This is a genomic window from uncultured Tateyamaria sp. (assembly GCF_947487805.1).
Lineage (GTDB): Bacteria > Pseudomonadota > Alphaproteobacteria > Rhodobacterales > Rhodobacteraceae > Tateyamaria.
Genome location: NZ_CANKXW010000003.1, coordinates 291,368 through 315,486, shown reverse-complemented (window position 1 = coordinate 315,486; position 24,119 = coordinate 291,368). Strand labels below are relative to the sequence as shown.

The window sequence follows — 24,119 nt, the reverse complement described above, 5'->3', positions numbered from 1 at the left end:
GGCTATGACTCATCTTGGCTGCAACCAACGAGCACAAAATGTGCCGGGGACAGAGGCAGACGATGACGAAACATGTAAAGGGCGCTGAGGCGCTTCCCTTGAACCAGATTATTGCGGGTGACTGCATTGACGTGATGAACAGCCTGCCTGCGGGCTCTGTTGATCTGATCTTTGCCGATCCGCCGTATAACTTGCAGCTGAAGGGCGATCTGCATCGCCCGGACAACAGCAAGGTGGACGCGGTCGATGACCACTGGGACCAGTTCAATTCGTTCCGGGCCTATGATGAGTTCACGACCGCATGGCTGAAGGCGGCGCGTCGCCTGCTGAAACCCAACGGGGCGATCTGGGTCATTGGCAGCTATCACAATATTTTCCGCGTTGGGGCGTCCTTGCAGAACGAAGGATTCTGGATCCTGAACGACGTGGTGTGGCGCAAGTCGAACCCGATGCCGAATTTCCGGGGCAAGCGGTTCACCAATGCCCATGAGACCATGATCTGGGCGGGCAAGTCCGAGACCAGCAAGTATACGTTCAACTATGAGGCGCTGAAGGCGCTGAACGAAGGCATCCAGATGCGCAGCGACTGGGTTCTGCCGATTTGCACCGGGCATGAGCGTCTGAAGGACGAGCATGGCGACAAGGCGCATCCGACGCAAAAGCCCGAGAGCCTGCTGCACCGTGTTCTGGTTGGGTCGACCAACCCCGGCGATGTCGTGCTGGACCCGTTCTTTGGCACCGGCACCACGGGCGCTGTGGCCAAGATGCTGGGCCGCGAGTTCATCGGGATCGAGCGTGAGGCGGCGTACCGCAAGGTGGCCGAGGCGCGCATTGCCAAGGTGCGCAAGTTCGACCGCGAGGCGCTGAGCGTGTCGGCCTCGAAACGGGCGGAGCCGCGGGTGCCGTTTGGCCAGTTGGTCGAGCGTGGCATGCTGCGTCCGGGCGAAGAGCTTTATTCGATGAACAAGCGTCACAAGGCCAAGGTCCGTGCGGATGGCACGTTGATCGGCGACGATATCAAGGGGTCGATCCATCAGGTCGGCGCCCATCTGGAAGGCGCACCCAGTTGCAACGGCTGGACCTACTGGTGCTTTAAACGCGAGGGCAAGGTTGTGCCCATCGACGTGCTGCGCCAGCAGATCCGGTCGGAAATGCACGACTAGCCCTCAGGAATTTACCAACACCGCCAGGTGCCTGCGGCCTTACCCAAGGCTTTGCCAACGGCACTGCACCTATGCCCCGCCTTTTTGGCGGGGCTTTTTTGTTAAAGCGCGTTACATTGTGGGTCACACCGGCAGAGGACGCAGGGAATGGTGGACATCAGCAACACGCGGTTTCGGGTCCGCAGAGCCTCGGAAGAGGCGGAATTGCCCAAGCACCGACACGCCCGCGAGGCGCTGGAACGCAACAAGCGCGAAGGCATGGATCTGGCCGTCAAGGCGCGGATTGGGGCGCTGGGTGCGACGGCGCTGTTGCTGGTGTTTCTGAACCCCAATTGGGACGTGCTGTGGTATCACGGCCTGCTTGTCGCGCTGGTGGCGGTCGGGCTGGCGCAGCGGCGTGTCGGGCGGGTGGGGCAATCGCGGGCCGAGCTTGGCCTGCTGTTTGCGGATCTGGTGCTGATGACGGTGGCGTTGCTGGTGCCCAATCCGTTTTCGACCGAACCGGTGCCGACGGCGATGATTTTCCGGTTCGAGGTGTTCCAGTTTTTCTCGATCATCCTGGCGGCCGGGGTGCTGACCTATTCCTGGCGGACGATCATTGCGATGGGCAACTGGACGGCGGTGATGTGGCTGTTGGGGGCGGGGTGCGTGTGGTGGTTTGGCCGGACCTATCCCGCACTGAGCGAGGGGGCCGCGGCGATGTTTCCGGACAATCCCGATCTGGCCCGGCTGTTTGATCCCAATGCCATCAACTGGGATCTGCGGATACAGGAGGTGATCGTGTTTTTCATCATGTCCGCGATCCTGGCCGTGGCGGTGCGCCGCTATCAGCTTTTGGTGCTGGACAGTGCGGAGATGGCGCGGGAGCGGACAAATCTGGCGCGCTATTTCTCGCCCACCATGGTGGAGGAGCTGTCGACCAAGGACGAGCCGCTGGGCCAGATCCGCAGCCATGACGCCGCTGTGTTGTTTGTCGATATCGTGGGGTTCACAACCTTTTCCGATGGTCGCCCGCCGCAGGAGGTGATCGAGACGCTGCGCGCCTTTCACGCGCGGATGGAGAGCGAGGTGTTTGCCCATGGCGGCACGCTCGACAAATATCTGGGCGATGGGCTGATGGCGACCTTTGGCACGCCGCTGCCTGCGTCCGATGATGCCGCGCGGGCGGTGGCCTGTGTGCGCGCGATGGCGGAGCGGATGGTGGCGTTGAATACCGACCGCCGCATCGAGGGGTTGCCGGAGATCGACGCGCGGTTTGGCCTGCATTACGGCGCGGTGGTTCTGGGCGATATCGGGGCCAACCGGCTGGAATTCGCAGTGCTGGGCGATACGGTCAACGTGGCCAGCCGTCTTGAGGCTATGACCCGTGCCCTGAACGTGCGTGCCATCGTCAGTGATGCGGCGATGGCGGCGGCCACGCAAGGGTCTGATGCGTTCCGGCGCGTGCCGGATCAAGCCGTGCGTGGCGTTGCTGAGCCGCTGCCAGTTTGGGTCTTGGATTGACCCGTGATCCGCGTGACGTTTTGCATGCCGTCGCGCATGTAGCGTTGCCAAAAAAGCATGATGATTGCCGCAGCCAATGGACGTGCGAGCGTATGGGTGGGACAGAACTGGTAGGTCCATGTGATGTGTGTGTCGGGCCCCTGGTCCTCGAAAACCCAGGTGCCGTGTGCCTCGCGCACCAGCCAGCTGAGCGGTCCGGTAAAGTTCGATACGGTGTACCCGAATTCCGCGCGACCCTGCGCCGGTGCGCCGCCCGTGGGATTGCTGTGCGTGATCTCTTCGTGGACGCGCATGCCGTCGGCCAGAACCACGGTGCGTGACCGGCCCACTGTGTCCCAACGGCCATCCTGATCTTCAACCGCAACGACAGCGGGTATCGGCCCTTTGGGGTTTGGAAAGACGTCAGGCAACTCGACAAATACAAATCGTTCCCAGACCTCGGCCAGAGCTCCGTGTGCCGTTCCTGTCACAACTGCCTTGGGTCCACTGATCGCGTCCGCACCCACTTTATGCCCTCCAACCGCTTGGAAAAACATTTAGTACGTAATTCGTAGTTTATCAAGAGAGCGTGCCAGAGTTACCTTGGCAGCGGATTTGCCGCCTTGTTGTAGGCGGTCCAATCCGTGATTTCCGGATAGTACATATCCCGCCATTTCTGCACGCGGGGGTTCATCACCCGTTTCCATACGCGCGGCATCATCGCGGCGATGGTCATCACCGGATAGCCGTAGGGCAGTTGGGGTGCGTCGGCTTCGGTATAGTTTTGCAGGACCGGGAACCGGCGATCGGGCTTGTAGTGGTGATCGGAGTGGCGTTGCAGGTTGATCAGCAGCCAGTTCGACGCCTTGTGCGCGGCGTTCCACGAGTGGCGCGGTTGGACGTGTTCGTACTTGCCGTCGCCCAGATGTTTGCGCGTCAGCCCGTAGTGCTCGATGTAGTTCACCAGCTCGAGCTGCCAGATGGCGACGCCGGCCTGCACGAGGAACAGCACGATGCCCGTCCAGCCGCCCAGCAGGAAGGCCAGCAAAAGGCAGGCGGCCTGCAATCCGGCATAGCGCCAGAACGGGTTGGACAGGTCCGTGGCGGGCAGGCTCTTGCGCGCCAGCATCGCCTTTTCCGCGTTCCAGGCGGAGTGGAAACACTGTTTCAGCACGCGGGGGTAAAAACGGTAGAAGCTTTCGTTCATGCGCGCCGTGACCGGGTCGCGCGGGGTCGCGACATAGCGGTGGTGCACCAGCAGGTGTTCGGAGCGGAAGTGGGAATAGAGCACCATGGCCAGCAGCGCATCGGCCAGCCAGCGTTCCAGCTTGTTCTTTTGGTGCATCAGTTCGTGGCTGTAGTTGATGCCGACCGTGCCGGTGACCACGCCCACGCCAAAGAAGACGGCGAATTTCTCAAAGCTGTTCAGATGGTCTGCCGGGGCGACATAGGCGATCAGACCAAAGAGCATCAGGAATTGCGCAGGCACCCAGGCGGTGGTGATCATGCGGTACCAGAAGAGGTCATCCTCGGTCGCGTTCAGGTCCGCATTGTCGGTGTTCAGGCCCACGGCGAGGTCGAGGACCGAGAACATGTACCACGTCACCACCGGCAACAGGATCACCGTCCACCCGCCATAGGTGGCGCTGATCACCGCCAGCGGGATCAGCAGGAAGGACATGGCAAAGGGCAGGGCGTTCTGCACCTTGGCAACGGTTTCGGGGGGCAGGGTCATGCTCGGGACCTCTTTGGGTTATGTGCGCGCGTGCTGACCATAGGGCAGGCGGGGCGCGCCTGCCAAGCGTGACGCAGCGCCGCGTGTCATTTCTGTGCCAGGTCGAAAGCCTTGCGCATCACCGTGGGCAGGTCGGAGGGGCGGAACCTGTCGCGCGGCAGGAAGGTGCCGGGCGCGGACATTGGCACCTGCGCCACCATCACGTCGAGGATCAGGTGGAAATGGGTGAAGGTGTGGCGCACCTCGCCTGGCAGCTGTGTCCACGCGGCGTCCATGGGGGGTGCAGTGGGCCGCGGTGCGCTGGCATCGACCCAGTCCGATCCTGGCCAGCCCAGCATGCCGCCCAAGAGCCCGCTGTCGGGCCGGGTTTCCAGCAGCCACGCGCCATCGCTGCGCTGTGCCAGATAGACGGTGCCGTGGCGGATGGGCTTGGCCTTTTTCGGGGTCTTTTTCGGCAATGCAGGCGCGGTGCCGCGCGCGCGGGCAAGGCAAGGCGCGCGCCAGGGGCAGATGCCGCAGGCCGGGTTCCTCGGTGTGCAGATGGTCGCGCCGAGGTCCATGACCGCCTGCGCGTAGTCGCCGGGGCGGGCCTGCGGCGTCAGCGCCTCGGCCTGTGCGGTCAGGGTGGGCTTGGCGCCGGGCAGTAGCGTGTGTTCGTCGTGCAGGCGGGCCATCACCCGTTCCACGTTGCCGTCCACAACCGTAAAGGGCAGGTCAAAGGCAATCGAAGAGATCGCCGCCGCCGTATAGGGCCCGATCCCCGGCAAGTTCAGCAGTGCGGCGTGATCGGCGGGAAAGGCACCGCCATGGTCGGCCACCACGGCGCGCGCGCATTTCAGCAGGTTGCGCGCGCGGGCATAGTACCCCAGCCCCGCCCATTCGCCCATCACGTCCGCATCCTGCGCCGCGGCAAGATCGGCGACCGTGGGCCAGCGCGCCATGAACCGCTGAAAATAGGCGGTGACGGCCGCCACGGTGGTCTGTTGCAGCATGATCTCGGACATCCAGACGGCATAGGGATCGGGCCGCATGCCCGCCTTCTTGTCGGCGGGGGACACGCGCCACGGCATCTGCCGCGCATGGACATCATACCAGTCCAGCAGGTCGTCGCTCAGGTCACGCAAGATTTATTATCCCCGGCTTGTCACGGCTGGTTGCTCACGCCCAGATCCGCTATGGTCAAAAGAAGGTGATGGAGAACATAGTCATGCCCCCCCGGCGCGCCACAACAAAAGGGTTCAAACGGACAGCGACGCTGCTGACCGGGCGGATTCGCAAGGCCAGCGAAAGCCGCGGCTTTGCCCAGAGCCGCCTGTTGACCGACTGGGAAGAGGTGGCCGGGCCGGACGTGGCCGCCATCGCGCGGCCCGTCGAGGTCAGCTATGGCCGGGGCGGCATGGGGGCGACGCTGACCCTGCTGACCACGGGCGCGCAGGCGCCGATGCTTGAGATGCAGAAGGACCAGCTGCGCAGCCGGGTGAACGCGGTCTATGGCTATAACGCCATCGCGCGCATCCGCATCACACAGACCGCCGCCACCGGGTTTGCCGATGGGCAGGTCGCCTTTGAACACCGGCCCAAGGCCAGCGGCCCGACCCCGCCCGCACCGGAGATGCACCGCGCGGCGGGCACCGTCGTGGCCCCGGTCCAAGACGAGACATTGCGCGCAGCCCTCGAACGGCTGGGCGCACATATCCTGACAAAAGAAAAGCAAGGAAACCGCACATGAACCGCATTCTACCCGTGCTCGCCGTCGTGATCGGCGTGGCAGGTTATTTCTGGTATTCGTCGACGCAAACGGGCGGCCAGTCCCCGCAGCAACAGGCTCAGGTCGAACGGCTGCTGGGCGCGGCCAATGCGCAGGCGGCGGGTGACGATCTGGACACCTCCAGCGTGGTGGAGATGTCCCTTGGCAACCCGGACGCGCCGGTCACCGTGATCGAATACGCAAGCTATACCTGCCCCCATTGCGGCCGTTTCCACGAGGGCCCCTACAAGCAGCTCAAGGCCGATTATATCGACACGGGCAAGATCAACTTTGTCTACCGCGAGGTCTACTTTGACCGCTTCGGGCTGTGGGCGTCGGCAATCGCGCGCTGTGCCGGCACGACCGAGGCGTTCTTTGGCATCACCGACATGCTCTATGCCACGCAAGCCGAGTGGAGCCGCGCAGGCGGCGGCGACCCGGCGGTAATCGCAGATGAGCTGCGCAAGATTGGCCGCGTGGCGGGCCTGGACGGCGACACGATCGAGGCCTGCCTGACGGATGCCAACAGCCTGCGGACGCTGGTAGCATGGTACCAAGAAAACGCGGAGGCCGATGGCATCACCTCGACCCCCAGTTTCATGATCAACGGCACCCGCTACCAGAACATGAACTATTCCGAGATGTCCCGTCTGATCGACGAAGCGGCTGGCAGCTGATGACTGCCGCAGCGGGGCCGCTGGCCGGGCTGCGGGTGGTTGAACTGGCGCGCGTTCTGGCTGGCCCATGGGCGGGCCAGACGCTGGCCGATCTGGGCGCCGAGGTCATCAAGGTCGAGGCCCCGCGCGGCGATGACACCCGCCAGTGGGGCCCGCCCTTTGTCACCCGTGACGATGACGTGTCGGCCTCGTATTTCCATTCGACCAACCGGGGCAAGGCCTCGGTTGTGGTCGATTTCCGTACCGATGCAGGCAAGGCCAAGCTGCTGGCCCTGCTGGACGGCGCGGATATCCTGATCGAGAACTACAAGGTGGGCGGGCTGGCCAAATACGGGCTGGACTATGACAGCCTCAGCGACCGGTTCCCGCAGCTGATCTATTGTTCGATTACCGGCTTTGGTCAGACCGGGCCTTATGCTCACCGCGCGGGTTATGATTTCATCATTCAGGGCATGTCGGGCCTGATGTCGATCACCGGCGCGCCGGAGGGTGAGCCGCAGAAATCCGGCGTGGCCATCACCGACATTTTCACCGGGGTCTATGCCACCACCGCGATCCTCGCCGCCGTGCACCAGCGCGCCTCCACCGGGCGTGGTCAGCATATCGACATGGCCCTGCTGGATGTGGCCGTGGCAGTGACGTCCAATCAGGCGATGAACTACCTGACCAGCGGCACGGTGCCGGGGCGCATGGGCAATGCGCATATGAACCTCACGCCCTATCAGGTCTTTGCCTGCGCGGATGGTCACATCATCATCGCCACGGGCAATGACGGGCAGTACCAGCGCCTGTGCCGGTTGCTCGGGCTGGAGGACATGGCCGAAGCGCCCGCGTTCCTGCGCAATGCCGACCGCATCGCCAACCGGGACGAGATGACCCGCCGCCTGACCGAGGCAACGGTGCAGCGGGACCGCGCGGACCTGCTGGCGGCCTGCGAGGCGGAGGGTGTGCCCGCCGGGCCGATCAACGACATGGGCGACGTGTTCGCCGATCCGCAGGTGCAGGCGCGCGAGATGCAGATCGCGCTGGACGGTGTGCCGGGGATCCGGACGCCGATCCGGTTTTCGGACGCCGCGCTTTCGCTGCACCGTCCTGCGCCCAAACTGGGCGAGGATGACGCTTAACCGGGTTTGGGCAGGGCGGCGAGCGCCGTGTCCAGCGCCGTCGTGTCCTGAAATTGCAGGCGGACGGGCAGGGTGATGACCTTGGACCGGAAGGAGGCAGGCAGCCGTGCGGCGTCCTTTTCGGTGGTGACCAGTTGCGCGCCGGTGCTGCGCGCATCGCTTTCCAGCCGGGTGAGAAAGGCCGTGGACAGCGGTTGGTGATCGGCCAGCGCCTCGGCCCGCAGCAGGGTCGCGCCCAGCCCCCGCAGGGTATCAAAGAATTTCTCGGGCCGTCCGATCCCGGCAAAGGCGATCAGCGGTGTGTCGGTCCAGTCCATGCCGGTCTGCAAGGGTTCCAGCGCGGCACGCAGGCGCGGCAGGTCCGGCGGCAGAGGGGTTGCGTCAAAGGCCGCCTGCGCGGCGTCGGTGCCGATGGACAGCAGCAGGTCGGCGCGCTGCAAGCCAGTCTCTGCCGGTTCGCGCAGGGGCCCCGCAGGCAGGCAGAGCCCGTTGCCGAAACCGGTTTCGGCATCCACCACCACGATGGACAGGTCATGGGCCAGCGCCGGGTTCTGAAACCCGTCATCGAGCACGATCACGCTGGCGCCCGCATCGCGTGCGGCCCGCGCGCCCGCCGCCCGGTCTTGCGCCACCCAGGTGCGGGCAAAGGCGGACAAAAGCAGCGGCTCGTCCCCCACTTGCGCCGCGCGGTGCTGGCCGGGCTGGACCTCGACCGGGCCAGTGAGCGTGCCGCCATAGCCGCGGCTGACGATGTGCGGGTCGTGAAACGCGTCGCGCAGCCGTTCGACCAGCGCGATCACCGTGGGCGTCTTGCCCGTGCCGCCCGCATTGATGTTGCCCACGCAGATCACCGGGATGCCCACCCGGTCGCGCGCGCCCGACGCCAGCCGCCGCGCCGTCGCCCGGCCATAGAGCGCGCCAAGCGGGGACAGGGCGCGCGCGCGCCAGTCGCGGCGGCCCCTGGGCGATGTCCAGAACCCCGGTGCGCGCATCAGGCGGCCCCTTCTTGGCGCGCGTCCAGATGCGACTGGACGAGGTCGATGATCCGGTCGAGGCTGTCCGCGCCCTGGGTGACCACATCCCAGCCCGCCATCGCCATCTGTGCGGCGTGATCGGGCGCGATCATCTGGCTGACGGAGCGACCCAGCGTGTCGGCGCTGTTCACGATGCGGGCGGCACCGGCGTTCATCAGCCGCGTGAACGCATCCGCCTGAGCGCCCACATGCGGGCCATAGATGATCGCCGTGCCGTGTGCCGCAGCCGAATAGGGGTCGCACACCGCGTGCCCCGGTTGCAGCGATCCGCCAAGGCATGTCACCGGGGCCAGCCGCAGCCACAGGCCCAGGTCATCCTCTCCATCGGTCAGCAGGACCTGGCAATTGTCGTCGGGCATCTCGCCATCCGCCCAGTCGGCCACGCGCATGCCGCGCTGGGCCAAAGCGGCGCGCGCGGCCTCTGCATCGGCGGCCTGCGCCAGATGCAGGAAAAGGAGCAAACGGTGCGATGCCTTGAGACTTTGGGCGTGGGCCTGCAACACCATGCCGATCTCGCCACGGGTGACGTTCGCCGCCAGCCAGCTGGGCCGCCCGCGCAGCGCCTCTGTCATCTCGGTCAGGTCGCTTTCGGCGGCAGGCAGCATCCGGCCAAACGGGTGCAGCGGTGAGGCCAGTTCGATCGTGTCCAGCCCGCGCCCCAGCTGCGCCAGCCGCAGATGCGCCTTTTGATCGCGCGCGATCACATGGTCAAAGAGCGATACCAGCCGCTTGGGCACTTCGGGCAACCAGCGGTCGCGGCGTCCGTCGAAGCCTTCGCGCGCGGCGTCGACCAACAGCATATGCGCGCCACTGTCGGCCGCCGCCAACACAAGGTTGGGGCGCAGACCGCCCCAGGCCCAGATCACCACATCGGGAGCCCAGTGGGCGACGAACTGTTCCGTTGTGGTGGGGTGATCGGGCGGCAGGTCCTCGACATGCACGGCCTCTGCACCGCGGTCGCCAAAGGAGCCTTCGCCGGCGGTCAGCATCACGTGACAGCCATGCCGCGACCCGGCCAGCCGGTGGCCAAGGTCATTGAGCGCGCGGTTGTTGCCCGGCTCGGCAGCGTGGATCCAGACCAGTTCGCCCCGTGGTCGGTCGCGCTGCGGGGCAAAATCCGGTGCCGCACGGCGGCCCGACAGGGTCCGGTAGGCCGATAGCCCCAGTGACCCCCGCATCCCGTTTTTCAGCCCAGCTCTTCTGTGGGTGTGGCCGCGTTTTCCTCGTCCCGCAGGCGGTGCAGGTGGGCGATGAAATAGCGCATGTGCGCGTTATCCACGGTGCGCTGGGCCTCGGATTTCCACGCGTCATAGGCGGCGTCATAGCTGGGAAAGATGCCGACGATATGCAGGTCGTCCACGTCCTTGAACACGTTCTTCGACGGGTCCACAAGTTCGCCACCAAAGACGAGGTGCAGGCGTTGGGTCATCGATTGTCCTTTGCGATATGAGGGTGGGCGCAGTTTGCGCAATTGGGTCAGGGGGTCAAGCAGGGTGCGGGCGCAATTGGTCCAGAAGACCGCTGTGCAGGGCGCGGCCCGCGGCCAGAACGCCGTTGAGCGTGGGGTGCGGGTTGTTGAACTGCAACGGCGCGCCGTTGCGGTCGGTGATGGTGCCGCCCGCCTCTGTCACGATCAGCGCCCCGGCGGCGATGTCCCATTCCCAGCTGCGGCGCAGGGTCAGCATGCCGTCGAACTTGCCTTCGCCCACCAGCGAGAGGCGGTAGGCCAGCGACGGGCGGTAGTGCCGGTCGAGGTCGGGCACGGCGCCCTTCCAGTGTTCGGGCGCCATCATCGGGCGCGCACCCAGTACGGTGCTGGCCCCGGTCATGGGCGCGGTTGCGGCGCGCAGGGCGGCCCCGTTCAGCGTGGCCCCGATCCCCTTTCCGGCGGCATAGAGCTTGTCCCGCAGCGGCAGGTAGATCGCCGCCGCCGTGATCTGGCCCAGATGTGCGACGGCGATGGAAATGGCCCATGTCCTGGCCCCTTCGACAAAGCTGCGCGTGCCGTCGATCGGGTCGACGATGAACAGGGTGTCGTGGTTCAGCCGGTCGCCCGCGTCCTCGGTTTCCTCGGACAGCCAGCCATAGCCGGGGCGCGCCGTGCGCAGGGTCTGGCACAGGACGTCGTTGACGGCGAGGTCGGCCTCGGTCACCGGGCCTGCGCCATCGGGCTTGTCCCAGCGCGCGGCGGCGGGGCCGGTAAAGCTGGTGGCGACCCGGCCCGCCACCCGTGCGGCGTCCATCAGGAGGGGCAGGTCAGCTGCCGGCAAGGGTCATGCCCGGAACAAGCAGGGAGGGGACCACGCGGCTGAGATGCGTGCGGGCATCATTGGCGGGGATGATCGATTTCAGCATCTCGGGCAGGCTGCCCGCGATGGTGCATTCGTTGACGGCGTGGGTGATCTCTCCGTTCTCGACCCAGAGGCCTGCGGCCCCGCGCGAGTAGTCGCCGGTATTGGGGTTGATCGTCGATCCGATCATCGAGGTGACCAGCAGGCCCGTGCCCATGTCGCGGATCAGGTCGGCGCGCGTCGCGGTGCCCTGATCCAGTGCCACGTTCCAGTTGGACGGGCTGGGTGCAGAGGCGGTGCCGCGCGCGGCATTGGCGGTCGAGGCAAAGCCCAGCTTGCGCCCCGAGGCCAGATCCAGCGTCCAGCCCGTGAGGGTGCCGTCCTCGACAATGGCGCGCCGCGCGGTCGGCAGCCCTTCGGCGTCGAAGGGGCGTGTGCCGCCGGTGCGGGGGCGGTGCGGATCCTCGATCAGGTTCATGCCGCGCGGCAGCACCTGCGCGCCCAGCAGATCGCGCAGCCACGACCCGCCGCGTGCGATGCTGGCCCCGTTGGCGGCGGCCAGCAGGTGCCCGATCAGCGTGGCCGACACGCGTTCGTCAAAGAGCACCGGATAGCTGCCCGTGGGCGGCTTGCGGGCATCGAGGCGGGCGATGGCGCGGGTGCCCGCTGTGCGTCCGATCTCGTCCGCCGCGCGCAGATCCGCCTGAAAGATACGGCTGTCGCCGTCATAGTCGCGTTCCATCCCGCTGCCGGTGCCCGCAATCGCCACACAGCTCAGCGCGCGGTCGGTGCGGCGGTATCCGCCGGAAAACCCGTTGCTTGCCGCAAGCCAGATGTCGCGCGCGCCGTAAGCGCCGGTGGCCTGCTGCACCTGTTCCACACCGTCCACGGCCAGTGCTGCGGCCTCGGCCTCAAGCGCGTCGCGCCGCAGGGCGTCGGGGTCCGGTTCGGGTGTCGGGTCGTTCAGTTCCAGCGCGTCGATGTCCCACTGCGTGGCCAGCGCCGCGGGGTCGGCCAGCCCCGCATGGGGGTCCTCGGGCGCTTCGGCCGCCATGGCGACGGCGCGGGCGGCCATTTCCTCAACCGTGCGGTCGGAGGTGTCGGAGGACGACACGTTTGCCTGCCGCTGGCCCACAAAGACGCGCAGGCCCAGATCGATGCCCTCGGACCGTTCCGCCTGTTCCAGCGCCCCGGCCCGCACATCGACAGAGATCGAGGTGCCTTGCACGGCCATCGCGTCGGCGGCATCCGCCCCCGCCTTGCGCGCGGCCTCAAGCAGGCGCTGGGTCAGGCTGGAAAGATCGGTTGGGGTCATGTCACGTGCTCCGCTCGGATGGGTGTCAGGTAGCGGTGCGAACGGATGGGTGCAAGGGCAGGGCCGCGCGGACCCTGCCCCAGATGCCTCAGCGGATGCGCTGGCCGTTGGCCAGAACGTGGCCCTCGCCGTTGACCTCGATCTTGGAATTGAGGGTATCGGCCCCGGCCCCCGGCACGGCAAAGAGGCCCATCATCATGCGTGCGCCCATGGCCTGATCCTGCGGCACGAGGCCCATATTGACCAGCTTGTCCAACAGACCGTTGCCGCCCACCAGCGACAGGTCCAGAGCGCCCTCGGGGCGGGGCACGCCGTCAAAGGTCGTCAGGTCACTGTTGTCAAAGGTGAAATCGCCCGACCCGGTCAGCTTGGCCCCCGCCACGTCCAGCGTCAGCGCATTCAGGGACAGCGTGTTCAACTCGCCGGGCATGGCGCCTGTCTGTTCCAGAACGGTCGCCTGTGCAGGGTCGAGGAAGTCAAAGAGCACCTTGGCCGTGCCCGACAGATCCACCACCAGCGTGGCGGGATCGCGCGGCAACTGCCCTTGCGGATCGACAAGACCCCAGATCATGTCCGACACTGCAAAATCCCGCAAAGTCACGACAAGGCCAAAGCCCTGTTCGTCGGGCGACTTTTGCAGGGGCATCTGGATACCGGTGCCGATCTCTGCGGCGGAAAAGGACAGGGGCAGCGGAAATTCCGTCATCAGCACATTCATCGCCACATCGCGCTGGAGCACGTCATAGGTCAGGCCCTCGGGCCCCATTGCGACCTCGAGTTCCGCGCCCTGCGATGTGCTGTTGACCGTGCCCGCACCGTCGGGGCCGGAAAAGGACATGTCATAATTGCCACTTGCGGCCGAGAACGTGCCGCCAAAGGCAAAGCCGTCATTGAGCATCGCGTTCAGGTCCTGCGTGTCCGTATCAAGCGGCAGCGCGCCCGCGCCGGCAAAGGCGACGCCCTGCATCGCGCCCTTGAGGTCCACGGACCCCTCGCCCTCGGGATCGGCAAAGCGCAGGTCATAGCCCAGCCCGGCGGCGGACATCGTCTGCGCAATCGACCGCACCACATCCACGCCGGTTTCGGTCACATAGGCCACGTCGGTCATGGTGATGTCGAACTTGGCGACGTCCTGCCCGATGGGTGTTCCGTCCACTGTCAGGCTGCTCAGCGACATGGCGATGGCAGCGGCGTCATAGCTGTAGGTCAGCGCGCTGGGATCACCCGACGCGATCATGCTGTGATCGGTCTGGGTATAGCTGACGGTGACGTTGACCGTCTCGCCCTCTTCGGGCGCGAATTCCATCGCGATCTCGTTCTGCGGCGTCAGCTCGATCGCCACCGTGCCATCGCCCTGCTCGACAAAGCGCACGGTGCCAAAGTCGATGTCCACGACGCCGTCGCCTGCATCCTCGCCCAATGCGGTGCGCATGGTCAGATCGCTCAGCGTGATTTCGCCCGCGCCGCGCGTCTCTGTCAGGCTCAGCTCATATCCCGCGCTGGCCATGTACGATTTCCAGTCGTCCCAGACCTCTGCCGCGGTCAGATCGGCAAGGGCCCCGGTGGCCGGAAGGCAAAGAACAAAGGTGGTGCAGAAAGTCCGCGGCGACAAACAGAGCATGGAAGAATCCTTGGGTTTGAATGTGACGCAATGGTCCGGCACAGGGCGGTGTGCGTCAAGGCTCAACGCTGGACCTAAGCGCCCGTGCGCCATAGGACAAGGGCACATGCAGGATTTGGCGGAGGGATGCGCAGTGCAGGATATGACGGGAAAAACGGTTCTGATCACCGGGGCCAGCCGGGGCATCGGGGCGGACACGGCGCGGGTGTTTGCGGGTGCAGGCGCGCGGGTTGCGCTGGTTGCGCGCTCTGCCGATGCGGTGGCCGCGCTGGCGGACGAGATCGGCCCCGACGCCCTGGCCCTGCCCTGCGATGTCAGCGATCACGCGGCGGTGGCCGACTGTGTGGCGCAGACGGTGGCGCGGTTCGGCGGGCTGGATGTGCTGATCGGGAATGCGGGGGTGATCGAGCCCATCGCGCATATGGGCGCCGCCGATCCCGCGGCGTGGTCGCGGGTCATCGACATCAACCTCAAGGGCGTCTTTTATGGCATGCACGCAGCACTGCCTGTGATGACCGCGCAAGGCGGCGGCACGATCCTGACCATCAGTTCGGGCGCCGCCCACGGCCCGGTCGAGGCGTGGTCGCATTACTGCGCGTCCAAGGCCGGGGCCGCCATGCTGACCGCCTGCCTGCACAAGGAAAACGCGAGCGCGGGCATCCGCGCCATGGGCCTCAGCCCCGGCACCGTCGCCACCCGGATGCAGCGCGAGATCAAGGCCAGCGGCATCAACCCGGTCAGCCAGCTGGACTGGTCCGACCACATCCCCGCCGACTGGCCCGCGCGCGCGCTGCTGTGGATGTGTTCGGGGGACGCGGATGGCTGGCTGGGGCAGGAAATCTCGCTGCGCGATCCCGACATCCGCGCGCGGGTGGGCCTGACATGATCCGCGTGGACAATACCGGCCCGGTCTGGACCATCACCATCGACCGCCCGGACAAGGCCGGCGCCCTGACCGAGGCGATGTTGCAGGATCTTGCCCAAGCAGCCCGCGCAGCGACGGCGGCGCGTGCGGTGATCCTGACCGGCACGGGCGGCGTGTTCAGCGCCGGTGCCGACCTTGATGCCGCGCGCGCAGGCCTTGCCACCTCGCCCCTGTGGGAAGAGCTGTCCGGTGCCATCGCCGCCCTGCCGGGCCTGACCATCGCCGCGCTGAACGGGACGGTTGCGGGCGGGGCCAATGGCATGGTGCTGGCCTGCGACATGCGCATCGCGGTGCCAAAGGCGCGGTTTTTCTACCCGGTGATGAAGCTGGGGTACCTGCCCCAACCCAGCGACCCACGGCGCATGGCCGCCCTGATCGGCCCGGCGCGCGCCAAGATGATCCTGTTGGCGGGTCAGAAGATCGACGCCGACCGCGCCCTGTCCTGGGGCCTGATCGATGAACTGGTTGATGCCGACGCCCTGCTGACCCGTGCCCGCGACCTCTGTGCCGATACGGTTGCCGCCGATCCGCAGGTCGCCCACGCGATCAAGGCGCTCTGCCCCGGGATTTGAATCCTAGGGCCGGGGCCGGTTCTGTGCCATACTCGCGCCAGGACGGAGGCCCGATGGCACGTGACCGGTACATAATTCGACCCGACCCCAAGCCCAGACCCGACCCCAAGGTGCCCACGCGCGAAACGCGGGTGGCGGCGCTGGCGCGGCAGGTGCTGGGCGACGTGAACCAGCGCCTGCAATCCAAACCGACGCGGCCCACGCCCAAGAAACGCTGATCACCGCTTGCGCCGCGCACCCGGCACCTTGGAGGCAAAACCGGGCGGGCGCTTGGCCACCCATGCAATGAACCTGGCCAGACGCGGATGCGCCCGCAGCGCCTCGGGCGTGGCATAGTCGCGCGCCAGCTCCGCCTCGGTCAGGGTCGCGTGGATCTCGCGGTGGCAGATGTGATGCAGCAGGACGGTCGGCCCGCCCTTGCCGCCTTTCAACTTCGGCACGAGGTGATGCGCGCTTTGCGGGGCATCCGGTGGGATGGGACGGTCACATAACGGGCAGATCGGGTCGGACACGCGCGTGATCCCTTGCAGAAGCGGCTCAGTCCATGACAATTGGCGCATGTCGGGGATGAGACAAGGGATGCAACCGGGTGGAGTTTGATCTGGAGAGCCAGCCGGAGATCGTGCAGACGATCGTAGGCTATGGGCAGCAGGGTTGGGAACTGGCCCTGTCGTGGTTGCTGAGCCCGGCGGCATGGTCGCAATTCGGGCTTTTGATCGTTGCCTATGTCGCCGCCGTTCTTGTGTCGCGCAAGCTGCAACCGACGCTGTCGCGGCTGCTCGATCCGGGTGAGAGCGACAGCATCATCGCCAAGGCGCGCCGCTTTGTTGCGCAATTCCTGCCGTTGCTGCTGCCGCTGCTGGCCTATGTGTTCACCGGCATCGGCGAAAGCGTCGTGCGCTCGATCTTTGACAGTGGGGCGGTGATTGCCTTTGGCAAGCGGGTGTTCCTGTTCCTTGCGGTGCGTGCGCTGGTGCGTGACATCGTGTCGGACCCGTTCCTCAAGCTGCTGGGCCGCTACATCCTGATCCCGATGGCGGCGCTTTATGCGCTGGGCCTGATCGAGACGGTTGCCGCGCGGCTCGAGGCGACTGTGGTGCCGTTGGGCAACCTGTCCTTTGACCTTCTGTGGCTTTTGCAATTCCTGGCCGTGGGTGGCGTGATTTTCTGGCTGGGCCAGTGGTCGAACAGCCAATCCAGCGACTTTATCCAGAAACAGGAAGAGATGCGGCCCTCGTTGCGGCAACTGGTGGCCAAGGCGGTGGAGTTCCTGATCTTTGCCGTCGCGTTCCTGGTGCTGATGAACATCATGGGCATCAACCTGTCGGCACTCGCCGTTCTGTCCGGCGCAATTGGTGTGGGTCTGGGCTTTGGCCTGCAAAAGATCGCGTCGAATTTCATCTCGGGCGTCATCCTGCTGGTCGAGGGGCAGGCCACCGTGGGGGACTATGTCGAACTGGACGGCGGCGAGGCGGGCACCATCGTCAAGATGACGGCCCGCGCCGCCATCCTCGAGACCTATGACGGCCGCTGGATCGTTGTCCCGAACGAGGATTTCATCACCACCCGCGTGGTGAACTATTCCGACAGCGGGTCCGCCAACCGCTACGAGGCGCCGTTTTCAGTCAGCTATGACACCGACATCAACGCCGTGCCCGCGATCATCGAAGCGGCGGTGGCGCAACATCCCGAAGTGCTCGACTCGCCGTTTCCGCCCGATTGCGAACTGCGGGGTTTTGGCGACAGCGGCATCGATTTCGCGGTGGAATTCTGGGTCAACGGCATCGATGACGGGCCGAACAAATACACTTCCGACGTGCTGTTCCTGATCTGGAACGCGCTGCGGGACAACAACATCACCATTCCTTACCCGCACCGGACCGTCGAGTTGACCGGCGAATTGCGCACGCGCGCGCAATGACCTCTGTTGGCGTCATCGGCGGCGGGCCCGCGGGTCTGGCCGCGGCCGAGGTCGCCGCACAGGCGGGCCATGCCGTCACCGTCTACGAGGCCAAGCCGTCGCTGGGGCGCAAGTTCCTGATGGCGGGGAAATCCGGGCTGAACCTGACCAAGGCCGAGGCGCTGGACAGGCTGATCGCGGCCTATGGCCCGGCGGCGGACTGGCTGGCGCCACTGCTGCGCGACTGGGACAATGACGCGATCATCGACTGGGCACAGGGGCTCGGGCAGGACATGTTCGTGGGCACCACGGGGCGCGTCTTTCCCACCGCGATGAAGGCGTCGCCGCTGTTGCGGGCCTGGCTGGGGCGGCTGGAAACGCTGGGCGTGACGCGGCACACGCGCTGGCGCTGGCAGGGGTTTGACGGGATGGTCGCCCGGTTCGACACGGCGGAAGGCGCGCAGGTGGTGCGCCATGATGCCTTTGTACTGGCGCTGGGCGGGGCCAGCTGGGCGCGGCTGGGCTCGGACGGGGCCTGGGCCGACGTGTTGCGCGCGGCCGGGGTGGCGGTGACGCCCTTTGCGCCCACCAATGCGGCCATCGCGGTGGCCTGGTCCGAACACATGTTCCGCCACCGGGGCCAGCCCATCAAGGGGGTCGCCTGGCGCGCGGGCGCATACAAATCCCGTGGCGAAGGGGTGGTGGCGCGGCATGGGCTTGAGGGGGGCGGCGTCTATTCCGTGTCCAACGGCGTGCGCGACGGCGCGCCACTGTTTCTCGACATCCTGCCCGATCTCAGCGTGGACGATGTGGCGCAGCGGCTGGCGCGCCCGCGCGGCAAGGCCAGTTTTGCCAACCACCTGCGCAAGGTGCTTCGGCTTGACCCTCTCAAGATCGCGCTGGCGCAGGAATGGGGCCGCCCGTGGCCGGACGATGCCGTGGCCGTGGCGCGCCGGTTGAAAAAGCTGCGCGTGGCGCAGACCGGGCTGCGGCCCATGGACGAGGCGATTTCCACCGCCGGGGGTGTCGCGGCGCAGGCGCTGACGGATGACCTGATGCTGCGCGCGGTGCCGGGCGTGTTCTGCGCCGGAGAGATGCTGGACTGGGAAGCGCCCACGGGCGGCTATCTCTTGACCGCGTGCCTTGCCACGGGTCGGCGTGCCGGCGCGGGGGCCAGCGCCTATGCCTCTGCGGGCTGATGCTGCTGGGCAGCGCGGAAGGCGGGCCGCGCGCGCAGCCGTTTGGAATAGGCCTTGATCGGGTCCGGCAGGGCCGGGAACTGCGCGCCAAAGGCCCAGCCAAAGCAGTGCACCGCCAAGAGATCGGGCAGCGTGATCTCGTCCCCCATGATGAAGTCGCCCGCATCCTCTAGCCACCCGGCATAGCGTTCGGCGCTGCGGGTGAACTCCTTGTGCAGGGTCGGTGTGATGCCCGGCACGCGCAGTTTTTCGGGCAGGGCAAAGCTGTGCTTGGTGTGGGTCCAGAGCGTGGCGTCCAGTTCGTCAATCAGCCACAGGGTCATGGCGTCCTGCCGCGCGCGGGCGGGTGTGCCCGCCGGGGCGGTCAGCGCGCCGTGCTTGTCCGCCAGATAGGTCATGATCGCCACGCTGTCGGTCAGCACGTCCTCGCCGTCGACCAGCGCGGGGATCTTGCCCAGCGGGTTGTGCTGGCGCGCGGTCTCCGATTGGGGTCCGGCGTCGGTCAGAGTGTAGGGCTGGCCCAGTTCCTCGAGCATCCACATGACGCGAAACGCGCGGCTCTTGACGGTTCCGATGACGGTATACATGCGCAGGTCCTCCCTGGTGGTCAGGATGTCAGGATTGCAGGCACGAAGGCCGGTTGCAATGGCTGCTGTCAGCTTCTGTCATCAGGGCGGGGTAGGAATGGGCCGCACCAAACCGACAGGAGAGACAACCCATGGCCCATTCCGGTTCCTGCATCTGCGGCGCCGTCCGCTTTGACATCACCACCCCCGTCACCGAAACCGGGGCCTGCCATTGCAGCATGTGCCGCAAGTGGTCGGGCGGCGTGTACATGGCCGTGGCCGTGCCAAAGGGCGGGATGGACATCACAGGGGCCGACAACATCAGCATCTATGCCTCGTCGCCCTGGGCCGAGCGGGCGTTTTGCAAGACCTGCGGCAGCAGCCTGTTCTACCGTGTCACGGCTCCGGGTCCGATGCAGGGCGAGATGCATGTGGGGCTGGGCACGCTGGCGGATACATCGGGCATCGCCTTTACCGGCGAGCTTTACATCGACCTCAAGCCCGAGAGCTACAGCTTTGCCGGGACGGACCGGCATCAGATGACCGACGCGCAGGTGACCGCGATGTTCGCCGGTCTGGGCGAGGGCCAGCCGTGATCCAAAGGACGCGCATGCGCGCGACGCGATTCTGGCGGGGCTGCGCCCCGGCGCGGGCGGCAGGCGTGGCGTGTCGGTTCAGCGGCGCGCCAGCATCGCCAGTCGGATGAACGTTCGTTCGACCAATGCCAGCGCCGGGGCCCGTTGCCCGGCCGAGCGCAGTTGCAGGTCGGTATCCGTCAGTTCGGTCAGCGCCTGTTCCAGCTTGACCGGCCCCCATGCGCGGGCCTGCGCCAGCATCTTGTCGCGGTTGGGGCCCCATATCTGCGGCCTGCCGGACGTGTCGGTTGCGGCGCGGTGCAGGCTGCGGAAATGGCGCATGGCGCCGATGCACAGGGTCACCGCGTTCACCCCCTGCGCCTGAAGGCGCTGCATCACCGGGCCGATGGCCGCGGCCTGACCGTCGCCCACCACCAGCAGGACATCGTCCACATCCGCCTCGATCGTGGCGGGCGCGCAGGCGGTGATGTCCTGTGCCGTCAGGGGCTCCGGATCGTTCAGTTTGTAAAGCCCGATCTTGGTCAGGGTCTGGCGGAAATCGCCGGGCTCGAGGCTGCGCGCCAGATCGGCCAGCAGGTGCATCGCCTCTTGCGGCGGGTCGGAGATGCCCGCGGCGCGCAGGTCACGCTCGATCTCGTCACGGGTGGGCGGGTTGTCATAGATGCCGATGGCATATGCTCCCTTGTGCCCCTCGAACGCCTTGCGCAGCTTGGATGTGGGTTTGAGTGCCCCCGCCGTCACGATGATCTGCGCATCGCCCGGTTGCCAGTCGGCCAGGGCGTCGATGATGATCGGGCCGGTGGTTTCGTTCACGTCTTCGACCAGCGCCACGCGGGGGCCGGGGAAAAAGCCGATGGCCTTGACCGCATCCAGCAGCAGCGCCGGTTCCTTGCGCAGATCGCCGCTCGCGATCCGGGTCAGGCGCATCTCTTCCTCGCCCTGCGGTCCGATCAGGGCGGCCACGGCCTCTTGGCGTTTGAGCGCGATGCGCATGCCATCCGCGCCATAGATCAGCGCGCCTGCGGCGTCCGTGTCGGGCTTGGCGAAATAGGATGCGGCCTGTCCTGCCGACAGTTTCACAAGGATGACGCCTGCAACTGCACCACGATCTGATCGGCGAGGATCGTCATCAGCCGCGCCTGCGCATCGCGCTGTGCGGCCAGTGTGGCGACGGTGGTGCCCGTGGCCGAATAGCCCACGAAACTGTCCACCCGGTCCGATTGCACCACCGCGCCGGTGCCTACATCGATCAGGGTATAGACCGCACCGCCAATCAGGTGAAACCGCCGGATATCGCCATCGGGGTCAATGGCGCGCTCTTCCTGTCGCAGGTTCAGCTGGATCGCGAGACGGTAGGCCGGATCACCGGCCCGGCCCAGCCGTTCCTCGAGCCGCTGCACCAGCAGGAAACCGTCGCGGTCGCGCGGCGGGTCCACCTGTACCCGGTTCTGCAACGCCGTGCCCGCGCCGCCGGGGCCATAGACAGGCTCAAACCCGCAGGCCGCCACAGCAAGGGTCAGGCAAAGCAGGACAGGTTTGAGCCAGGACATCACACCACCACGTTCACGATACGGCCCGGAACCACGATCACCTTTTTCGGGGTGCCGCCGTCCAGCGCCTTTTGCACAGCTTCGGTGGCGAGGGCGCGTTTTTCAACCTCTGCCTTGTCCAAATCCGCAGGCACGACCAGTTCGCCCCGGCGTTTGCCGTTGATCTGGATGGGCAGGGTGACGGTGTCGGACACCAGCATCGCGTCATCCGCGACGGGCCAGGGGGCGTTGATCACAAGGCCGTCGCCGCCCTGATGGGCCCAGATATCCTCGGCCAGGTGCGGGGTCATCGGGGCCATCAGCTGCGCCAGCGTCATCACCGCCTCGCGCTGGGCGGCGTGGCTGGCCCTGGATTTCTGCAAGGTGGCGGTAAAGCCATAAAGCTTGGCAATCGCCGCGTTGAAGCCAAAGGATTCGACACCCAGCGTGACGTCGTGGATGGTCTTGTGCATCGCGCGCAGCAATTCGTCATCGCCCTGACCGGGCGCATCCTTGTCCATCTGGCCGATGCGGTCGCAGATGTTCCAGACGCGACTGAGGTGCTTGAACGCCGCCTCCGCGCCGCTGGCCGTCCACTCCACGTCACGCTCGGGCGGGCTGTCGGACAGCACGAACCACCGCGCAGTGTCCGCGCCATAGCTTGCGATGATGCCCAGCGGGTCCACGACATTCTTCTTTGATTTCGACATCTTGGCCGATGGGATGATCTCGACCTCGGTGCCGTCGGCCAATTTGCCGTCGATCACGTCCTCCGGCAGGTGATAGACCGGCCGCCCCTTGGCGTCGCGCGTCTGGTAGATCTCGTGCGTCACCATCCCCTGGGTGAAAAGGGCATCGAACGGTTCAATCGCCGTTTCCGGCAAATGGCCGGTGATCTTCATCGCGCGGGCAAAGAAGCGGGAATAGAGCAGGTGCAGGATCGCATGTTCGATCCCGCCGATATACTGGTCCACGTTCATCCAATAGGCGGCATCCTCGGCCACGGTGGGTGTATCGGCGCGCGGCGCGGTAAAGCGCGCGAAATACCACGACGAATCGACGAATGTGTCCATCGTGTCCGTCTCGCGCCTGGCCGCCGCACCACAGGACGGGCAGGGCACGTCGCGCCAGGTCGGGTGGCGGTCCAGCGGGTTGCCGGGGATGTCAAAGCTCACGTCATCGGGCAGGACAACGGGCAGGTTCTCTTTCTTCTCCGGTACCACGCCGCAGCTGTCGCAATGCACGACAGGGATCGGGCAACCCCAGTACCGCTGGCGGCTGAGCCCCCAGTCGCGCAGCCGGTACTGCATCTGGCCGCGGCCCAGGTCGTGTTCTTCGAACCAGTCGATGGTGGCATCGATGGCCTCCTGGCTGGTGACTTCGCCCACACCTGCAAAATGGTCGATGAACACAACCTTTTCCGTTTTGGCAGGCACCAGCGCCTCGTCACCGACCTCGACCTCCTGGCCGGGCATGTAGAACGCATTGCGCACCGGCAGATCGTATTTGCGCGCGAAATCCAGATCGCGCTGGTCATGGGCCGGACAGCCGAACACAGCGCCCGTGCCGTAATCCATCAACACGAAATTGCCGATCCACACGGGCAGTTCCTGATCGGGATAGACCGGGTGCTTGACCCGGATACCGGTATCGATGCCCTTCTTTTCGGCCTTTTCCATGGCCGCTTCGGTCGTGTCCATCTTGCGGCATTCATCGATAAAGGCGGCCAATGCGGGGTTGTCCGCCTCCAGCGCCTTGGCGACCGGATGGTCGGGCGACACCGCGACAAAGGACGCGCCGCGCATCGTGTCGGGGCGGGTGGAGTAACACAGGATCGTGCCATCCCCGTCCGTACGGACAAAGGGAATGTCGATGCCGCGCGATTCCCCGATCCAGTTTTCCTGCATCAGCCGCACCTTGGCGGGCCAGTTGTCCAGACCGTTCAGCGCCGATTTCAATTCGCCCGCCATGTCGGAGATCTTGAAGAACCACTGCGTCAGCTCGCGCCGCTCGACCTCGGCGCCTGAGCGCCAGCCCTTGCCGTCGATCACCTGTTCGTTGGCCAGAACGGTCATGTCGACCGGGTCCCAATTCACCTGCGCGTTCTTGCGATAGACAAGGCCCGCCTCGAGCATGTCGAGGAACAGCGCCTGCTGCTGGCCGTAATATTCGGGGTCACAGGTGGCAAACTCGCGGCTCCAGTCGATCGACAGGCCCAGTGGCTTCATCTGGCCGCGCATGTCCGCGATGTTGTCATAGGTCCAGGTCTTGGGGTGGCCGCCGATGGCCATGGCGGCGTTCTCCGCGGGCATCCCGAACGCGTCCCAGCCCATCGGGTGCAGCACGTTGTGCCCCGTCGACATCTTGTAGCGCGCGATCACGTCACCCATCGTGTAATTGCGCACATGCCCCATATGGATGCGCCCCGACGGATAGGGGAACATCTCCAGCACGTAATACTTGGGCTTGTCGCCGGTGCGGGTGGCCCTGAAGATACCGGCCTCGTCCCAGGCCGCCTGCCAGCGGGCTTCGATTTCGGAGGGGGAATAGGTGGCCATGGGAAACGTGTCCTGGTTCTGGATATGCAAACGCCGGGCGAAACGGCCCGGCGCATGTCTTAGTGCGGAATGAATGGCGCGGAAA

The 24,119-nt window shown here is 66.0% G+C and carries 25 protein-coding genes; 11 read left to right on the top strand and 14 right to left on the bottom strand.

Going from position 1 to position 24,119, the window contains the following annotated elements; genetic code table 11:
- Positions 1–62 precede the first annotated feature (62 nt).
- Together Q0949_RS10900 and Q0949_RS10895 are read left to right on the top strand one after the other, a co-directional pair.
- On the top strand, positions 63–1,163 hold the full coding sequence (locus Q0949_RS10900) for a site-specific DNA-methyltransferase (RefSeq protein WP_299371628.1): 1,101 nt from the start codon (positions 63–65) through the stop codon (positions 1,161–1,163).
- A 147-nt stretch (positions 1,164–1,310) separates the two neighbouring features.
- Positions 1,311–2,666, top strand: a complete 1,356-nt coding sequence (locus Q0949_RS10895; RefSeq protein WP_299371625.1) for an adenylate/guanylate cyclase domain-containing protein — start codon at positions 1,311–1,313, stop codon at positions 2,664–2,666.
- On the opposite strand, the gene Q0949_RS10890 is transcribed toward Q0949_RS10895, so the two are convergent.
- The 3 genes from Q0949_RS10890 to mutY form a co-directional block, all read right to left on the bottom strand.
- Positions 2,615–3,172 carry an SRPBCC family protein gene (locus Q0949_RS10890; protein ID WP_299371621.1) on the bottom strand — a complete coding sequence of 186 codons (558 nt, stop codon included), beginning with the start codon at positions 3,170–3,172 and terminating at the stop codon, positions 2,615–2,617. The two genes, Q0949_RS10895 and Q0949_RS10890, sit on opposite strands and share 52 nt — an antisense overlap.
- A gap of 71 nt (positions 3,173–3,243) precedes the next feature.
- A complete protein-coding gene (locus tag Q0949_RS10885) occupies positions 3,244–4,380 on the bottom strand; it encodes an alkane 1-monooxygenase (RefSeq protein WP_299371618.1) in 1,137 nt (378 codons plus the stop codon).
- An 86-nt stretch (positions 4,381–4,466) separates the two neighbouring features.
- Positions 4,467–5,504 carry an A/G-specific adenine glycosylase gene (gene mutY, locus Q0949_RS10880; protein WP_299371616.1) on the bottom strand — a complete coding sequence of 346 codons (1,038 nt, stop codon included), beginning with the start codon at positions 5,502–5,504 and terminating at the stop codon, positions 4,467–4,469.
- An 83-nt stretch (positions 5,505–5,587) separates the two neighbouring features.
- Here mutY and Q0949_RS10875 point away from each other — a divergent pair, with 83 nt between their 5' ends.
- The 3 genes from Q0949_RS10875 to Q0949_RS10865 are packed head-to-tail and all read left to right on the top strand — an operon-like array spanning position 5,588 to position 7,928.
- Positions 5,588–6,109, top strand: coding sequence for a DciA family protein (locus Q0949_RS10875; RefSeq protein WP_299371613.1), 522 nt, complete (start codon positions 5,588–5,590; stop codon positions 6,107–6,109).
- Positions 6,106–6,804 (top strand): DsbA family protein, encoded by a 699-nt coding sequence (locus Q0949_RS10870; protein ID WP_299371610.1) that lies wholly within the window; start codon positions 6,106–6,108, stop codon positions 6,802–6,804. Before Q0949_RS10875 ends, Q0949_RS10870 begins: the two co-directional genes overlap by 4 nt.
- Positions 6,804–7,928, top strand: a complete 1,125-nt coding sequence (locus tag Q0949_RS10865; protein ID WP_299371607.1) for a CaiB/BaiF CoA-transferase family protein — start codon at positions 6,804–6,806, stop codon at positions 7,926–7,928. The genes Q0949_RS10870 and Q0949_RS10865 overlap by 1 nt, the downstream gene beginning before the upstream one ends.
- Here Q0949_RS10865 and lpxK read toward each other — a convergent pair.
- From lpxK to Q0949_RS10835, 6 genes are all read right to left on the bottom strand, one after another.
- Positions 7,925–8,920, bottom strand: a complete 996-nt coding sequence (lpxK, locus tag Q0949_RS10860) for a tetraacyldisaccharide 4'-kinase (RefSeq protein WP_299371604.1) — start codon at positions 8,918–8,920, stop codon at positions 7,925–7,927. The two genes, Q0949_RS10865 and lpxK, sit on opposite strands and share 4 nt — an antisense overlap.
- Positions 8,920–10,140, bottom strand: coding sequence for a glycosyltransferase N-terminal domain-containing protein (locus tag Q0949_RS10855; RefSeq protein WP_299371600.1), 1,221 nt, complete (start codon positions 10,138–10,140; stop codon positions 8,920–8,922). Before Q0949_RS10855 ends, lpxK begins: the two co-directional genes overlap by 1 nt.
- An 8-nt stretch (positions 10,141–10,148) precedes the next feature.
- Positions 10,149–10,391: a DUF4170 domain-containing protein gene (locus Q0949_RS10850; RefSeq protein ID WP_299371597.1), complete on the bottom strand. Its 243-nt coding sequence runs from the start codon at positions 10,389–10,391 to the stop codon at positions 10,149–10,151.
- Between the two features lie 55 nt (positions 10,392–10,446).
- Positions 10,447–11,232, bottom strand: coding sequence for a 3'(2'),5'-bisphosphate nucleotidase CysQ (locus tag Q0949_RS10845; protein ID WP_299371594.1), 786 nt, complete (start codon positions 11,230–11,232; stop codon positions 10,447–10,449).
- Entirely contained in the window at positions 11,219–12,568 is a 1,350-nt protein-coding gene (locus tag Q0949_RS10840; protein WP_299371591.1) for a TldD/PmbA family protein, read from the bottom strand. Before Q0949_RS10840 ends, Q0949_RS10845 begins: the two co-directional genes overlap by 14 nt.
- Before the next feature lie 88 nt (positions 12,569–12,656).
- Complete coding sequence (locus Q0949_RS10835; RefSeq protein WP_299371589.1) at positions 12,657–14,189, bottom strand: DUF2125 domain-containing protein; 1,533 nt, start codon at positions 14,187–14,189, stop codon at positions 12,657–12,659.
- A gap of 106 nt (positions 14,190–14,295) precedes the next feature.
- On the opposite strand from Q0949_RS10835, the gene Q0949_RS10830 reads away from it, so the two are divergent.
- The 3 genes from Q0949_RS10830 to Q0949_RS10820 are packed head-to-tail and all read left to right on the top strand — an operon-like array spanning position 14,296 to position 15,904.
- Entirely contained in the window at positions 14,296–15,075 is a 780-nt protein-coding gene (locus Q0949_RS10830; RefSeq protein WP_299371586.1) for an SDR family oxidoreductase, read from the top strand.
- A complete protein-coding gene (locus tag Q0949_RS10825; RefSeq protein ID WP_299371583.1) occupies positions 15,072–15,686 on the top strand; it encodes an enoyl-CoA hydratase/isomerase family protein in 615 nt (204 codons plus the stop codon). The genes Q0949_RS10830 and Q0949_RS10825 overlap by 4 nt, the downstream gene beginning before the upstream one ends.
- A 53-nt stretch (positions 15,687–15,739) precedes the next feature.
- The gene (locus Q0949_RS10820) at positions 15,740–15,904 is read left to right on the top strand and encodes a hypothetical protein (protein WP_299371580.1); all 165 of its coding nucleotides are present in this window, start codon (positions 15,740–15,742) and stop codon (positions 15,902–15,904) included.
- Here the strand turns inward: Q0949_RS10820 and Q0949_RS10815 are convergent, their stop codons facing one another.
- Positions 15,905–16,198 (bottom strand): HNH endonuclease, encoded by a 294-nt coding sequence (locus tag Q0949_RS10815; RefSeq protein WP_299371577.1) that lies wholly within the window; start codon positions 16,196–16,198, stop codon positions 15,905–15,907.
- Positions 16,199–16,275: 77 nt separating this feature from the next.
- Between Q0949_RS10815 and Q0949_RS10810 the strand changes: the two genes are divergently transcribed.
- Positions 16,276–17,607, top strand: a complete 1,332-nt coding sequence (locus Q0949_RS10810; RefSeq protein ID WP_299371574.1) for a mechanosensitive ion channel domain-containing protein — start codon at positions 16,276–16,278, stop codon at positions 17,605–17,607.
- On the top strand, positions 17,604–18,785 hold the full coding sequence (locus tag Q0949_RS10805) for a TIGR03862 family flavoprotein (RefSeq protein ID WP_299371571.1): 1,182 nt from the start codon (positions 17,604–17,606) through the stop codon (positions 18,783–18,785). The genes Q0949_RS10810 and Q0949_RS10805 overlap by 4 nt, the downstream gene beginning before the upstream one ends.
- Here the strand turns inward: Q0949_RS10805 and Q0949_RS10800 are convergent.
- Entirely contained in the window at positions 18,767–19,372 is a 606-nt protein-coding gene (locus tag Q0949_RS10800) for a glutathione S-transferase family protein (protein ID WP_299371568.1), read from the bottom strand. The two genes, Q0949_RS10805 and Q0949_RS10800, sit on opposite strands and share 19 nt — an antisense overlap.
- 131 nt (positions 19,373–19,503) lie before the next feature.
- On the opposite strand from Q0949_RS10800, the gene Q0949_RS10795 reads away from it, so the two are divergent.
- A complete protein-coding gene (locus Q0949_RS10795) occupies positions 19,504–19,947 on the top strand; it encodes a GFA family protein (protein ID WP_299371565.1) in 444 nt (147 codons plus the stop codon).
- Between the two features lie 78 nt (positions 19,948–20,025).
- On the opposite strand, the gene holA is transcribed toward Q0949_RS10795, so the two are convergent.
- The 3 genes from holA to leuS are packed head-to-tail and all read right to left on the bottom strand — an operon-like array spanning position 20,026 to position 24,034.
- Positions 20,026–21,027, bottom strand: a complete 1,002-nt coding sequence (holA, locus tag Q0949_RS10790) for a DNA polymerase III subunit delta (protein ID WP_299371562.1) — start codon at positions 21,025–21,027, stop codon at positions 20,026–20,028.
- Positions 21,024–21,497: an LPS assembly lipoprotein LptE gene (gene lptE, locus Q0949_RS10785; protein ID WP_299371559.1), complete on the bottom strand. Its 474-nt coding sequence runs from the start codon at positions 21,495–21,497 to the stop codon at positions 21,024–21,026. Before lptE ends, holA begins: the two co-directional genes overlap by 4 nt.
- Entirely contained in the window at positions 21,497–24,034 is a 2,538-nt protein-coding gene (gene leuS, locus Q0949_RS10780) for a leucine--tRNA ligase (protein ID WP_299371556.1), read from the bottom strand. Before leuS ends, lptE begins: the two co-directional genes overlap by 1 nt.
- Positions 24,035–24,119: the final 85 nt, after the last annotated feature.